A 14,929-nucleotide genomic window follows, 5' to 3' on the forward strand; every position below is an offset into this window, starting at 1 on the left:
ATGTTAACAAGAAAGTTACTAATAAAGTTATTTATAAGGTTTAACCCTTCGTTTTTATAAGTAGTAATATTACAGATTTATCATCATAAATCTATGCTTAATGGTATTGTTATTTACATTGAAAGTGCTTTATTAGTACAAAGTTAGCACCTACCTATTTATTTTATTACTCTTTGTTTTACAATAATAAATAGCAATAAAAAAGCCCAACAAATGTTGGGCTTTAAATAGTTACAATTTACAAGTGTCTCGTTATAAAATAACGGGCTATTACGCTATTATCCTTTAACGGTTAGGGCGTAAACTTTGTAATTGTTTCAATGCTTGTTCTGTTCTAATGCTTTTATAGCCTATATCACTAACACTTAAGCTACTACCAGCTTGGAATGGGAACTTATCAATAGTAGCCATAAACGCTGCAACTTGTTGTTGAACAGGTACAAATAACCACATGTTATCAGCATACCAACGTAAGTACATTTGTGACTCTGTAGAAGCTGTTTCAAATGGGTCAGCGTGCAGGTTAGTAATTACCGGCCATGCTGGTGTTTTTCTGTACGCGGTACTAATACCACCTTCTTGTATAGCAAAAGCAATTTTCCATTCGTTCCAACGAACAGCATTTAAGTCACCATCTGCACTGAAGTAAAGTTTACTTAAGCGAGGGGATTTCTTCTCTTTACCTTCAAAGAATGGTTTGAAGTTATGCCCATCAGCATGAATCTTCCATGTTTTACCGTTAGCTTTGTAACCTTTTTTAAGTTTTTCAACTACGTTAGGCTCACCAGCAGCGGCAGCAAGAGTTGGCATCCAATCTTCATGAGACATTAAATTGTTGAATTTAGAACCCGGTTTGATAGTGCCTGGCCATCTAACTAACTGAGGTACACGCATACCACCTTCATTCGTTGTACCTTTTTCACCTTTAAATGGTGAAGTACCGCCGTCAGGCCACGAGAATTTTTCTGCACCATTATCGGTAGAGTAGATAACAATAGTATTGTCAGCTATTTTTAAGTCATCTAACTTATCAAGTAAAAGACCTACTTGGTCATCATGCTCAAGCATACCATCAGCCGTTAAACCAACACCTGATTTACCGCGGTATTTTTCTTGTAAATGTGTCCAAACATGCATACGCGTTGAGTTATACCAAATAAAGAATGGTTTTTTAGCTTTATGAGCTTTATCAATAAACTTCAAAGTAGCGCCCAAAAACTCTTGATCCACTGTTTCCATACGCTTTCTAGTTAAAGAACCCGTATTTTCAATTTTGCCGTCGGCAAAAGAGTGAAGTACACCACGAGGACCATATTTTTTATGGAATTCAGGATCTTTAGGGTAGTAATAGGTTTCAGGCTCTTCTTCAGCATTTAAGTGATAAAGGTTACCAAAAAACTCATCAAAACCATGATTTGTCGGTAAATGCTTATCTTGGTCACCTAGATGGTTTTTACCAAATTGCCCTGTCATATAACCTTGCTCTTTAAGCAAGTCTGCGATTGTTGGAGTCCAATCAGGAATACCATGATCTGAGCCAGGCATACCGATAGTTAATAAACCAGTACGGAATGGTTCTTGACCTAAAATAAATGAAGCACGACCAGCAGTACAACTTTGCTGTGCGTAATGATGAGTAAATAAGCCACCTTCATTAGCAATACGATCAATGTTAGGCGTATTATACCCCATCATACCTTGGTTATATGCGCTGATATTGTAATAACCAATATCATCGCCCCATATCGTTAAGATATTAGGCTTTGCTTTATCAGTGGTTGCTGATGCACCACTTGCCATAGCAAGTAAGCCAACAGCTAGGCTTAGTTTTTTTAGTGTACTTTTGATTTTCATGTTTCTTCCTTAAACAAAACATTAATGGGATAGCAATAAATTACTAGATTCATAATAACACTTGAATAACTTAATTTAATTTCTCATTAATTACCAGTAAAGATTGTATTTTTTAGTCTAATTTAGGTGCTTATTTAATATAATAACTCTTTGTTGCTAAAGTACTTATTACTACTCACTTTTAGTTAAGAGTGGTAATAAATAACCTCTATTATTAAGTGAAATTTTATATTCGATTTTTATTTATTTAATTCATTATATTGTTAAGTTTTAACTTTACTTATTTTCAGTTCTAATGAAATCAACTTTGTATATACGAGCAATTTACAGGGAATAGTCACTTTTACAGGGAATTGTGTAATAAACGTGTAAGAATTATGACATTTATATGAATGTTAGTAATGCAACCACTAAACAAGCAGTAACTAAAATCCACAATAATCCGGGTATCTATAGAGATAGGATCTGTTTTTTATTATTAACTATTAGACCCTAATACTTTTCTCACTTATCATACAATTTTATTGCCAAAAGAATTATCATGCGCCCGTCAAACCATCCTGATCAAGAAGTTACTACCATTAACTGGCAAGCCTTTAAATTAATCCTTCCTTATTTGTTTGAATTTAAAAAACGTATTGCATTGGCTATGTCGTGTTTAATACTGACTAAAATTGCCAGTGTTTATCTACCCTTTATTCTGAAAGACATTGTCGATACTTTAGATAAAAACAATACAAATGAAGCGGCAGCATTAGTTATTGTGCCATTAGGTTTAGTGGCAGCGTATGGTTTGGTACGTTTGTCGATTGTCATTTTTGCAGAAATTAGAGACACCTTATTTGGACGAGTTACTGAGCGAGCAATAAGACGTATTGGTTTAAAGGTATTTAGGCACTTACACGCCCTTGATTTAGATTTTCATTTAACAAGACAAACGGGCGGTTTGTCGCGTGATATTGATCGTGGCACGTCAGGTATTAATTTTTTAATGCGCTTTATGGTGTTTAATATTGTGCCTACCTTACTTGAAATAGTGATGGTAGTGACCATTTTATTTGTGAATTATGGTATTTGGTTTGCGGCAATAACCCTTGTTTCAATAATGCTTTATATTGCCTATTCTATTTTTGCCACGGAATTAAGAACCCGCTACGTTCGTGCTGCTAATAAAGCAGACTCTTCAAGTAATACTCGCGCCATTGACAGCCTTTTAAACTATGAAACCGTTAAGTACTTCACTAACGAAGAATATGAAGCGCAAGCGTACGATAAGCAATTATCAACGTGGGAGCAGGCAAAAATTAAAAACCGTTTGTCTTTATTTGCCTTAAATGGCGGGCAAGCGTTAATTATTGCTATGGCGATGACCGCCATGTTGGCATTAGCCGCTCATGAGGTTGCTAAAGGTGAAATGACGTTAGGTGATTTTGTGTTGATAAACGCCTTTATGATGCAGTTATTTATGCCGCTTAATTTTTTAGGTTTTGTGTATCGTGAAATTAAAGGCTCGTTAGCCAATATTGAAAACTTATTTGGGTTACTTGCGAAGACACCTAAAGTTCAAGATGTGCATGATGCAGCAGAGTTAACTGTTCATAAACTAAATGATCATAGCGAGAGTGAAGCAAGCATAAACTTTAATAATGTGAGCTTTGCTTATAATGAAAAGCGCGCCATTATCAAGGGAATTTCTTTTAGTGTAAACGCGGGTAAAAAAGTGGCCATTGTCGGTCAAAGTGGCTCAGGAAAATCTACTTTAGTTAAATTATTGTTTCGATTTTATGAAATAAATTCAGGCACTATTTTTATTAACCAACAAGATATTAGCCAAGTTACGCAACATTCACTGCGTACTCATATTGGCATAGTGCCGCAAGATACCGTGTTATTTAACGACACCTTATTCAATAACGTACAATACGGTTGCCCAACCGCGAATAAAGACGCGGTATTAAAAGCCATTGAATTAGCTAATTTATCAAGCTTTATTGAAAGTTTGCCGGACGGTTTAGAAACTATGGTAGGCGAGCGGGGGTTAAAACTTTCAGGCGGTGAAAAACAACGCGTCGCTATTGCCAGAACCATTTTAAAAAATCCACAAATTTTAGTATTTGATGAAGCAACTTCTTCATTAGACAGTGAATCTGAGCAAGCTATTTTAACGGCAATCAATAAAGTTGCTAAAAATAGAACGAGTCTTGTGATTGCGCATCGTTTATCTACCATTGTTGATAGCGACAATATTATTGTGATGAATCAAGGTGAGATAATAGAGCAGGGTAATCATCAGCAACTATTAGCACTGAATGGGCAATACAGTAAAATGTGGCAATTACAGCAATCATCAAGCTAAGTTATTACATATTAGCGCTGTGTAACCTAAATGTTCTAATGATGCGACATTCGTAGTTAAAAGAAAAACGAAAAAAGTGAAATACATGAAAGAAATACAACAAACATCTGCTGAAATTGAAGCGACTAAACAATGGATAAGTGAAATTATTATTGACTTAAATTTTTGTCCTTTCGCTAAAAAAGAGTTTGTGAATAACACTATTTGTTATTATAAATCTGAGGCTGAGCAAGTAAAACCTGCGCTGCATGAGTTGATAGAGCAATGTCAGTATTTACAAAACAATGCAGAAGTTGAAACAACACTCATTATATTTTCTGAAGGCTTTAGAGGTTTTGACCGATACCTTGATTTGGTTGATTACGCCAATGACTTATTGGTTGATTCGGGTTTTGAAGGGATATTTCAATTAGCGACTATGCACCCAGAATATTGTTTTACGGATGATGATTTTGATGCCGCGACTAATTTTACTAATCGTTCACCTTATCCGATGTTACATATTATTCGTGAAGCGAGTATGGAAAGAGTACTGTCGGTCTATAAAAATCCAGAAGAAATACCAGAAAATAATATGAAATTGGCTGAGCAAAAGGGCAGTGAGTATTTTCAAGCGGTATTAACTAAAATTCATCAACACCACCCACAAAAATAATGACTGCTTTGTTAGTGGTTTATTCGCTATTAATTAAAATAATTTTAGGCACTGTGCTGGGTAACTAATCACTACTTAAAATTACATTTAGTTAACGCTTTTCTTGATAGGAAATTTATAAACTGGTTACCTGTTTTTTATAGAAAGGCTAGTTTATGAAAACCATTTATCATGGTAAAGAATATCGTTTTGAATGTTTTGAAGAACTTTGGAGGTTTTATCGAAATATTTTAATACAAAAATCAATAAGTAGTTTGAATTGAGTAATAGAGAGTAATGAAGTTTATTATTATAGAATTATTGCTAGTCATTAAAAAGTAAGTGTAGGGTTAATTCTACACTTACTTTTTGATTAAACTAAATATTATTAATATTTAAAAAGACGCTTTAACTTCAAAACGTGCCGTTCGACTGTCACCAAGAGCAGCGTTGCTTACACCGCCACCAGCAACATATTCTGTATCAAATAAGTTTTCAATGTTAAAACGGAAGTTTAATGCAACGTCTGATACCGTTATTGTATATGTAGCACCCACATCAAAACGCGTATAGCCATCTTTTTCTACAGTATTTTCACTGTCAGCAAATCTATCGCCTTGGTAGAATAGGCCTGCATTTAGAGATAACATTTCAGTTAACTCATAACGAGACCACAAACTTGCAGACCATTTAGGTGCATCAACAGGTGTTTTTCCTTGATAGTTTTCATCTTTTTCATATTGTGCATCAAGATACATAGTTGATGCCATTAAAAATAAAGTATCAGTAACTGCACCTTGTGCTGATAACTCAAAACCTTTGTGGCGTTGTAAGCCTGCTTGCGTAGTAATAGAGGTATAGTCAGGGTTGCCTGTAATTGATTCAGTGATTGAAGCGCCTGTCTTCTTAATATCAAAAAGTGCTGTTTCAAGTAATAATCGCTCAGATACTTGCCACTTACCACCAAGCTCTATTTGCTCAGATGTTATTGCATCAAGTTCCATACCGTGATTTAAATCATCTTCATTATCTAATGTTTCGCTTGACGCAGGCTCAAAACCTTCAGAGTAGTTTAGGTAAACGGTGGCATCTTCAATTGGGTGATATAACACACCGTATTTAGGAACAAATGATTCGCTATCCGCCCCTTCTTTTTTCTGTTGATCAAATCGACCACCAAAAGTAACTTGCCAGTGTTCATTTAATGTAACTAAATCTTGAAAGTAAAAACCATAGTAATCATATTCTGTAACAGATAAGGTATCGTCGGTAGTATAACTAACATCAGGTGCTGTTGGCTCTGGTGTACCAACAACATGCGCTTCATAACCAACATAAGGAGCAGGTATCGCTGTGCGTAATTGGCCATAGTAATAATCTAGCTTGTTCATGCCAAATAATACTTGATGTTCAGTACTGCCTAATGAGAACTCACCGGTTAAATCGATAAATGCTGTTTTAAACTGCCAATCATCAAATCTATCATAAGGTCTTGATTCGTAACTATCACCTACAACATAATTAGCAGGTTTTCTTGGTGTCGACTCAAAACGTTGGCGTTCAAACGTTTGCTCGTTATAGCCCAATTTAACAGACCATTGAGGATTGAAAAAATAACTAACATTACCACCTATGTTATTTACTGTAATATCAGTAAAAGCCCATGAAAAATCATAGATAGTTTTCTCATCACCAATTAACTCACCGTTATTATCTAACCAAGCACCAGTATCTAAACCAGCTTTGTCGTCGGTTTGATCATAATATACATTTACTGATAAGCTATCGGTAATAGCATAATCAAGCACTAATGAGCCAAGGAAACGATCACGCTCACGTTGTTCATCATTTTGATACTCACGTTCAAATTTAACATCTTGTTTTACTAATACTGCGCGGTAACCTAAATCATCAGTCAATTTTCCGCCTGCATCTAACATAAAACGTGTAGAGCCATTTTGATCAGTATCAGCGCTGATATCAAATAAGCGTTTTTCTGTTGGCTTTTTAGTTACCATATTGATTAAGCCACCCGGTCCTGATTGACCATAAAGTGCGCTTGAAGGACCTTTGATTATTTCAACTCTTGAAAGTGTTTCAATAGGCTGTTGATAATGAGACCAATGTTGATGGCCGTCACGTAAGTAACCTGTACCTGAGCTTAGCTCAAAACCACGTGAACTAAAGACTTCTCGGTTACGTTGCTTTGAGCCAGGCGATAAACTGGCATCATTAGAAAGTACTTCGCCTAATGTTGTAGCAAGTTGTTCATCAATAACAACTTCAGGAATAACAGCAACCGCTTGAGAAGTTTCTAATAACGAAGTATTGGTACGCATAGCACCAGAAGCATCATTAACTTTATAATCGTTAAAGTAGCTGCCTGTAACTTTAATAACTTCTACTTTTTTCTTTGTAGTATCAACTGCTTCTGTATCTGCCGTTTGTGCCAAGGCTTGTTGACTTAATGGTAACAAAGCTAATGTAATAGCGATTGATAATTTTTTTCTTAACATGTTGTACCTATAAATAGTTATTAGTTTATTTACTCTAAATTTATACAATTAATTATACTTACTACTAATGCAAATGCAACTGGTTATCATTTTTGTTGTATGGTTAAGTAATACGGAAAGAAATTTCACTATAAATTTGCAAATGATAATCATTGTTATTTAGTTGACATCGAATTGATTGTTTTGTACAGTGCGCAGCATAATAATATTGACGCCTTCATTGTGGTTTATGTAATGTCGACTTACTACTTAACTATTTAGGTAAGTGGTCTGGCTATTTTAAATAACTCAATAAGTCGTAAAGGCAAGTTTTGACTCATCAGGCACAGAATACATGAAAGTAAATTTAGGTAGCGCACGTCAGTGGCATTGGATCAGTGCAGCTATTTGTAGTATTGGGATGTTATTTTTTTCATGGACGGGGATCACGCTTAACCATGCAGGAGATATTCCTGCGAATACTGATATAACGACTATTGAAGTGGAATTACCAGACGATATATTAGCGAAGTGGCGTTCACTTGAACAGGATCAAGATATTATGCCAGACAACATCCGTCAGTATTTATCAACTGAGCATGACTTATCTATTTCTCGGAGCGTTACGGCTGAATTTAATGACGGTGAGTTTTATTTATCAATGCCAAACCCAGGTGTAGATGCGTGGCTTTCAATTGATATTGAAACTGGCGAACTTATTTATGAACGAACTGATCGCGGTTGGATTTCATTTTTTAATGACCTACATAAAGGCCGTTATACCAATGAAGCTTGGCGTTGGTTTATTGATATATTTGCCGCTATTTCAATAATTTTTTGTTTAAGCGGTTTATGGCTTTTATATAAACAAGCAAACTTTCGTTTATCAACTTGGCCAATAGTGACATTAGGCATACTTATACCGTTATTTATTATTTTAACTAGTTTACATTAATCATCGTATTTAAAAGGAAAATCAATGAACCGTAATGTTTTTTTAAAAGCTGTATTGTTAGCTGTATTTTGCAGTGCCACCGCTTTCAGTAGTATTTCTTCTGCTGAAAATAACCTTTCTGTCGAGGTAGAACTGCCGCGATTGGATGTTGCTGAATATCATAAGCCTTATGTTGCGCTTTGGTTAGAAGATAGCAACCGTAAAGCAACTCAAATTGCTTTGTGGTATGACCTAGACATGAAAGAAGATGAAGGTAAAAAGTGGCTCAAAGATATTCGTCAATGGTGGCGACGCATTGGCAGAAAAGCAGAGCAACCATTTGATGGTTTAACCTCAGCAACTAAAGGACCTGGTAAGCATGTTATTGCTATTGATTTAAGTGCTAAACATTTGCAAGGTTTGCCAGCAGGTGAATATAAGTTACGTATTGAAGCGTCAAGAGAAGTTGGCGGTAAAGAAGTAGTAAATATACCTCTTGTATTACCTGTTAATGCAAGCGATTACCCATTACAAGCACAAGGCAGCTCAGAGTTAGGGGCTGTTGAAGTTAAACTAAATTAATAAATAAGTTAATAAATTTTAAACGTTAAGGGATCTATAAATGAAAATATCTACACCATTAAAAACACTATTTACTTTGGGCGTAGCTTTAAGCTTAAGCTTTAGCGCTAATGCTCACCGAGCATGGGTATTACCTAGTTCAACAAGTTTATCAGGCGAAGCGCCTTGGGTTACTTTTGACGCTGCGGTTTCAAACTCATTATTTGTATTTGAGCATGTGCCATTACGTATGAAAGGTTTAATGGCTCAAGACCCTACAGGTAAGTTAGTTGAAGTAGCCAATGCACATACCGGTAAATACCGTTCTACCTTTGATTTAAACTTAGTTACAGAAGGTACTTATAAAGTTGGTTATGCTATGGGGGGGTTACGTGCTTCATGGAAAGATAGTGAAGGCAAACGTAAAAGATGGCCAGCTCGTGGCAAAACAGCGAATGCTGCTGACTTTGCTAAAGAAGTACCAAAAGATGCAGATTCATTAAAAGTATCAGATTCGTACCGTCGTATTGAAACCTATGTAACAGCAGGTGAGCCGAGCAATAAGGTATTTGAACCAACAAATAAAGGTTTAGAGTTAGTACCTGAAACGCATCCAAATGATTTATTTGCTGGTGAAACAGCTAAGTTTCAATTCTTATTCCATGGTGAAGCCGTTGCAGGTGTTAAATTAGCTATTGTTAAAGGTGGAACTCGTTACCGTAACGATCAAAAGCAAATTGATGTAGTAACAGATGCAAAAGGTTATGCAAATATTACTTGGCCAGAAGCCGGTATGTATTTAATTGAAGCTGAATACAAAGACAACAAAGCAACAGCACCTGCAACTATCCGTACCGGTAGTTATAGTGCAACTTTCGCTGTATTCCCTGAATAATTCTAATACACACCTTATCTCTACCAAGAATACCGCTATTACATAGCGGTATTCTTTTTTAATCATTATCAAATCAATCCAACAAAAGTTTTACTATGCAAAGTTTGTTATTAATTGCCGTATTAAGTGTTACTTGGCTAGCATTGTGTGTATTTATGTGGCGCTTACACCGTGCAAGACGTTATATTGCACCCACGGAAAACACCTCAATATTAATCGCTTATGCTAGTCAAACGGGTAATGCACAGGCTATTGCTGAGCGCTGCGCACAAGCATTAAATTTATCAAACACTACAAACGTGATCTCGTTAAATGCGTTAACACTTGAACACTTGGCTTCCATTGAAAGAATCTTATTTGTTGTCAGTACTTATGGTGATGGTGAAGCGCCTGATAATGGCTCATTATTTAATAAAATGCTATTTAAGCAACAGAAAAAACAAGAAGCTAAGCTTGATCACACAAGCAAAGTGTTAGCGAATTTAGAATATTCTGTTATCGCTTTAGGCGATAGTACTTACCCAGAGTTCTGCGCTTTTGGCTATCAAGTTAACCAAGCAATGTTAACAGCGGGGGCTCAAGCGTTAGGTGATGTTATTGCTGTTGATAATTATGAAGAGCAAACAACAAAGCTTGCCAATATAACACCTGATTGGATAGAAATAGATCAGGAATTAACAATAAACCCAAAGGTTAAATCACTACAATATTGGCAACTTAGCCAAAGAAAATTACTTAACCCTGATTGTAATGATGAAAAATTATTGCAATTAAGTTTTAAAAGTATTGGTCCTTGTCCTCAATGGCAAGCTGGTGACTTAATTGACATACAGCCTCAACATCCCGTTGCCATTGTTGATGCTTGGCTACAGGCAAATAATTTTGACGGAGATACTTGGTTAACCTATCAAGGCCATCAACAAAAATTAAAAACATGGTTACTAGTAAGAGAGCTACCAGAAAGCTGTACGTACTCAAGTGATGAGTTACTTAGTAATTTACCTTATTTGCATAAGCGTAGTTATTCAGTCGCTTCCATTTCACCATCGGGCCAGCTGGAGCTTATTGTACGTTTACTTGAAAAAGATGAAGCTCCCACCTTTGGTTTAGCTTCTGGTTATTTAAGTCATTATTGCCAAGTAGGTGATATTGTTGAAGGGCAGATTCGAGATGTTAGCTCACACCATAATATAGATCACAATAAACCAATAATATTGATTGGTGCAGGCAGTGGTTTAGCAGGCTTAAAAGCTCAAATAGCGGCACGTAACTTTATTTTTAATGATAAGAGAATTAATAATAAATTATTACCTGAACAACAAAAAGCAGCTACTTGGCTAATTTTTGGTGAGCGACATAATGATCCTCAACTGCCTCTTAATCAACAGCTGAATTGTTTAACTAAAGATCATTCAATTACATTAAGTTGTGCATATTCGCAAAGTAAGCTAAAAGAAAACCAAACGACTAAGTACGTTCAAGATATTTTGTTGGCAGAGCAGTCGCAAGTTAAACAATGGATAGCTGATGGTGCTAGTATTTATGTTTGTGGCTCCTTATCTGGTATGGGCGAGGGCGTACAACAAGCTTTAATTGATATTTTAGGGCAATCTACACTCGATGAATTGCAACAGCAGCAGCGTTACATTCGTGATGTTTATTAGTCTTAATGAAAATACTTTTTTGTAGTTAACGTTAATCTTTAAGCCTCAATAAATAAAGATTTTATACGTTTCATAAACCCTCTTTTTTAAACTCATTATTCGTAATATATCTAATGAAAGTAATAAGAGGTTCTCGCTTTAGTACCGTTACTTTTAAGCAGGGAGCAATCTATTCATTTTTCTAGTACAATGCTCAGCAATTTAAGATAAATTGTTGAGAAAGGAGCAGTTTTGCCAGAAAAAAATATAATTGTATCCGTTGGTGGCAACCTTGATAGCGCGGTGAAAGGTGAATACTCCGTTGATGTAAAAGGAGTTTTGACAGAAGCTTGGCAGCAAACACTTAAATCGAGAATGTCGATTAATATAGCACTTATTGGCGTGTTCTTTTTTGGTGTTATTATTTCATATATTGCCAGTAGCTTTTTTGGGGGGATCGAATTGGTTTTTGAGAACCCTGAAATGTTGCAAATTATCAATGTTGTAGTCACCGTTGCCGTTTGGCCATTTATTGCTGGCATTGAAATGATGGGGGTTTATCATGCTATTAATAGACCCACTAAAAGCAGTATGATCTTCTCCTTTTTAAACCGTGGCAGTTGGGTAGCGTTATGTGCGTTGTTAACCTCATTACTTATCAGTATTGGCGCACAAATTTTTCTCATCCCTGGTGTTATTTTAGCGGTACTTTTATCACTAACTATCCCTTTGGTTGTAGAGAAAAAAATGACACCAGTACAAGCGGTGATCGTATCTGTTAAAGCATTGCGCTTCAAATTGTTGCCATTATTAGTTATTTTCTTCGTTCTTTTCATGGCGCTTGTGTCATTACTTGTGCCCATTGCTTTGTTGTTAGAAACACAAATTGCACCATTGGGCATTGCAATATTTTTATTTGGTTTAACTTATTTAGCACCTTGGTATTACAATGTTAAAGGTATTTTGTATCGTGATATCTTTGGTGTTTTTATTGCTAAAGAGTTGGTGATTACTAATACGGGTGATGAATCTTTTGAGCATGATAATGAGTTAAACGCAGCTAACAGAAAACCTGAAGGTAAAAGTCATACGACTAAAGATTCTGATCATAATGGCTCTGATGATACATTTTCTGCTTAATTAAAAGGAATTTATATAGATGATGTTATTTGTTCGTTTTATATTAGTAACTTTAATATTTGTTGCACTAGTAGCTCCCTTTACCTTTTTAAAGCCAGATCGCTTAGATAATAATGATACTGTCATCATAAAAGAAGTCACAGTTGATCTTAGTTCAGGAAAACCGGTAACTAAAATTACCCGTAAAAAGCAGGGTAAAACTAAACCAGCCCCTAAGGCAGTAGAAAAAGAAGTTATTATAGAAGCGCCATTACACCAAGTGAAGCTACCTGACTTCTCTGCTATTAGTGATATTCCTACTAAAAAACGTCAATTCTTTAGTTTCATTCGTCCAGCTGTTGAAGCTAAAAATAAAGAGCTTAAAGAAAAACGCAATAAACTTGAGTATTGGCATGAGCAAATATCTTTAGGCTTAGGATTAACAGCAGAGGAAGCAGCTGAGGTGCAAAGCCTTGTTACTGCTTATCGTGTAAATGAAAGTGCATCATTATTACAGCAAATTAACGATTTACTTATGCGTGTTGATGTTATTCCAACTTCACTGGTATTAGTGCAGGCGGCAAATGAATCGGCCTGGGGCACATCGCGTTTTGCTCGGGTAGGTTTAAACTTCTTTGGTATTTGGTGTTATAAGCGCGGTTGTGGCATGGTACCAAATGGTCGTGATAGCGGAGCAAAACATGAAGTTGCTGCTTTTCAAAGTGTCGACTCTGCTATTTCAGGCTACTTTAATAACATCAATACACATAATGCTTATCATGTGTTTAGAATTATACGTGCAGAATTAAGAGCTCAAGATCAACCGTTAGATGCTGAAGTATTAGCTACAGGCCTATTACCTTACTCACAAAGAGGAGCCCATTACGTGTTAGAGCTTACAGATATGCTGCGTCATAACAAACGTTACTTCGCTCAAGATAATCAGTCATAAGGGTTTTAGTGACTAGTAAAGTGTTACTAGCTTAAGTGATTAAAAATAAAAAACGGTCAGTATGATATTTCATATTGACCGTTTTTTATTATCTGTCGTATGACCAATTTCAATAATACAGCGATAATTCTATACAATATATTTCTATAAGTTAGTCACGTTAATATATAGCGACTCATCAATATTAATATTAGAAGATGATACATGTTCTTTTTCAAATTCATATTCTTCTTTTTTAGTTGAACGATCAATAGTTAAGTTTTGAAAATCAAACAAATTAGTATCGGCTAATTGGCTTAAGCTAACATTTTTAATTGAGTTAAAAATAGCTTCAACTCTACCGGGTGTTTTTGCGTCCCAATCCGTCAACATGGCTTTAACGTTTTGCCTTTGCAAATTCTCTTGTGAACCACACAAATTACACGGAATAATAGGGAACTCTTTGAAATTGGCAAATTTGATTAGGTCTTTTTCACGACAATAAGCTAATGGGCGAATTACAACATTTCGTTTGTCGTCAGATAATAGTTTAGGTGGCATACTTTTCATTTTTGAGCCAAAAAACATATTCAAAAACAGGGTTTCAACCATGTCATCCATATGATGACCTAATGCTATTTTCGTTGCTCCTATCGATTCAGCAAACGAATATAAAGTACCGCGGCGTAATCGTGAACATAAGCCACAAGTGGTTTTTCCTTCATCAATTTTAGCCTTAACGACAGAGTAAGTGTCTTTATCTACTATGTAATAAGGGATATCTAGGGATTCAAAATATGCTGGTAATATATGCTCAGGAAAGCCTGGTTGCTTTTGATCTAAGTTAACAGCTACTACTTTAAAATCTATAGGAGCTGATTTTTGTAAGGCAATTAATATATCTAGCATGGCAAAAGAGTCTTTGCCTCCACTTATAGCGGCCATTACTACGTCGCCTTCTTCAATCATGTTGTAATCGAAAATAGCTTTACCTACATTTCGTCTAAGCTTTTTAATTAACTTGTTTTGATTAGTAGAGAGTTTAGGGGCGTCTAATACAGCCATGATAAATTAAAGCCTTTGATAAGTGGAATAGTAAAAAACGTGAAGTATATACCTGCTCTAGTTAAAGATGCAAATACTGTGTGTTGAACTAGAAAAAGTAGCTAATGCTAATTTCATTAAGTTTTTGTTCACTTGTACGGGTTAAAATACTCCAGAGCCGTGTTGCTATCAATCCCAATGGCCAGCTATTGACGCGAAATTTGCCTTGCTTATTTTACTAAAGTACTTAAAGAAACTACCAAGATAGAGTGTTAGATAAAATAATATTATAAATAATTTCAATAGGTTAAAAATATCTTAAACCGATTTCAGGTTAGTGATATAAAGTTAAATAAAGGCTAAAAAAAAGAGTTAAGTTCAGTAATATAAATACTGAGCTTAACTCTTATTAGTCTAACTATTTTTGTCTACATAGGTTAGTAATTTAAAGGCTAACTAAAAA

11 protein-coding genes are annotated in these 14,929 nt (G+C 35.5%); 8 read left to right on the plus strand and 3 right to left on the minus strand.

The genetic code is table 11. From position 1 onward, the window contains the following. Positions 1-285 precede the first annotated feature (285 nt). Positions 286-1,854 (minus strand): arylsulfatase, encoded by a 1,569-nt coding sequence (locus KO502_RS09415; RefSeq protein ID WP_216022322.1) that lies wholly within the window; start codon positions 1,852-1,854, stop codon positions 286-288. 541 nt (positions 1,855-2,395) lie between these two features. Here KO502_RS09415 and KO502_RS09420 point away from each other — a divergent pair. Together KO502_RS09420 and KO502_RS09425 are read left to right on the plus strand one after the other, a co-directional pair. Beyond that, complete coding sequence (locus tag KO502_RS09420; protein WP_216022323.1) at positions 2,396-4,210, plus strand: ABC transporter ATP-binding protein/permease; 1,815 nt, start codon at positions 2,396-2,398, stop codon at positions 4,208-4,210. An 85-nt stretch (positions 4,211-4,295) separates the two neighbouring features. Next, on the plus strand, positions 4,296-4,865 hold the full coding sequence (locus KO502_RS09425) for a DUF1415 domain-containing protein (protein WP_216022324.1): 570 nt from the start codon (positions 4,296-4,298) through the stop codon (positions 4,863-4,865). Between the two features lie 374 nt (positions 4,866-5,239). Here the strand turns inward: KO502_RS09425 and KO502_RS09430 are convergent, their stop codons facing one another. Further along, positions 5,240-7,360, minus strand: a complete 2,121-nt coding sequence (locus KO502_RS09430; protein ID WP_216022325.1) for a TonB-dependent receptor — start codon at positions 7,358-7,360, stop codon at positions 5,240-5,242. A gap of 334 nt (positions 7,361-7,694) precedes the next feature. Here KO502_RS09430 and KO502_RS09435 point away from each other — a divergent pair, with 334 nt between their 5' ends. The 6 genes from KO502_RS09435 (at position 7,695) to KO502_RS09460 (ending at position 13,443) form a co-directional block, all read left to right on the plus strand. Beyond that, on the plus strand, positions 7,695-8,294 hold the full coding sequence (locus KO502_RS09435) for a PepSY-associated TM helix domain-containing protein (protein WP_216022326.1): 600 nt from the start codon (positions 7,695-7,697) through the stop codon (positions 8,292-8,294). A gap of 24 nt (positions 8,295-8,318) precedes the next feature. Next, positions 8,319-8,855 carry a DUF2271 domain-containing protein gene (locus KO502_RS09440; protein ID WP_216022327.1) on the plus strand — a complete coding sequence of 179 codons (537 nt, stop codon included), beginning with the start codon at positions 8,319-8,321 and terminating at the stop codon, positions 8,853-8,855. 40 nt (positions 8,856-8,895) lie between these two features. Continuing rightward, entirely contained in the window at positions 8,896-9,729 is an 834-nt protein-coding gene (locus KO502_RS09445; protein WP_216022328.1) for a DUF4198 domain-containing protein, read from the plus strand. 95 nt (positions 9,730-9,824) lie between these two features. Continuing rightward, positions 9,825-11,393: a flavodoxin domain-containing protein gene (locus tag KO502_RS09450; RefSeq protein WP_216022329.1), complete on the plus strand. Its 1,569-nt coding sequence runs from the start codon at positions 9,825-9,827 to the stop codon at positions 11,391-11,393. A gap of 231 nt (positions 11,394-11,624) precedes the next feature. Next, the gene (locus KO502_RS09455) at positions 11,625-12,512 is read left to right on the plus strand and encodes a hypothetical protein (protein ID WP_216022330.1); all 888 of its coding nucleotides are present in this window, start codon (positions 11,625-11,627) and stop codon (positions 12,510-12,512) included. A gap of 19 nt (positions 12,513-12,531) precedes the next feature. Continuing rightward, the gene (locus tag KO502_RS09460) at positions 12,532-13,443 is read left to right on the plus strand and encodes a glucosaminidase domain-containing protein (RefSeq protein ID WP_252730699.1); all 912 of its coding nucleotides are present in this window, start codon (positions 12,532-12,534) and stop codon (positions 13,441-13,443) included. A 144-nt stretch (positions 13,444-13,587) separates the two neighbouring features. Here KO502_RS09460 and ttcA read toward each other — a convergent pair whose 3' ends face one another. After that, positions 13,588-14,487 carry a tRNA 2-thiocytidine(32) synthetase TtcA gene (gene ttcA / locus KO502_RS09465; protein ID WP_216022331.1) on the minus strand — a complete coding sequence of 300 codons (900 nt, stop codon included), beginning with the start codon at positions 14,485-14,487 and terminating at the stop codon, positions 13,588-13,590. Positions 14,488-14,929 lie beyond the last annotated feature (442 nt).

Origin of the sequence: Colwellia sp. E2M01, assembly GCF_018860585.1 — a bacterium.
In the GTDB taxonomy this organism is placed as follows: domain Bacteria; phylum Pseudomonadota; class Gammaproteobacteria; order Enterobacterales; family Alteromonadaceae; genus Colwellia.

What these genes read in the sequence shown, in the direction of transcription:
- KO502_RS09440 (WP_216022327.1), top strand. Translation starts at nt 8,319, where the DNA reads ATGAACCGTAATGTTTTTTTAAAAGCTGTATTGTTAGCTGTATTTTGC.
- KO502_RS09435 (WP_216022326.1), top strand. Translation starts at nt 7,695, where the DNA reads ATGAAAGTAAATTTAGGTAGCGCACGTCAGTGGCATTGGATCAGTGCA.
- ttcA (WP_216022331.1), bottom strand. Translation starts at nt 14,487, where the DNA reads ATGGCTGTATTAGACGCCCCTAAACTCTCTACTAATCAAAACAAGTTA.
- KO502_RS09445 (WP_216022328.1), top strand. Translation starts at nt 8,896, where the DNA reads ATGAAAATATCTACACCATTAAAAACACTATTTACTTTGGGCGTAGCT.
- KO502_RS09430 (WP_216022325.1), bottom strand. Translation starts at nt 7,360, where the DNA reads ATGTTAAGAAAAAAATTATCAATCGCTATTACATTAGCTTTGTTACCA.
- KO502_RS09415 (WP_216022322.1), bottom strand. Translation starts at nt 1,854, where the DNA reads ATGAAAATCAAAAGTACACTAAAAAAACTAAGCCTAGCTGTTGGCTTA.
- KO502_RS09420 (WP_216022323.1), top strand. Translation starts at nt 2,396, where the DNA reads ATGCGCCCGTCAAACCATCCTGATCAAGAAGTTACTACCATTAACTGG.
- KO502_RS09460 (WP_252730699.1), top strand. Translation starts at nt 12,532, where the DNA reads ATGATGTTATTTGTTCGTTTTATATTAGTAACTTTAATATTTGTTGCA.
- KO502_RS09450 (WP_216022329.1), top strand. Translation starts at nt 9,825, where the DNA reads ATGCAAAGTTTGTTATTAATTGCCGTATTAAGTGTTACTTGGCTAGCA.
- KO502_RS09425 (WP_216022324.1), top strand. Translation starts at nt 4,296, where the DNA reads ATGAAAGAAATACAACAAACATCTGCTGAAATTGAAGCGACTAAACAA.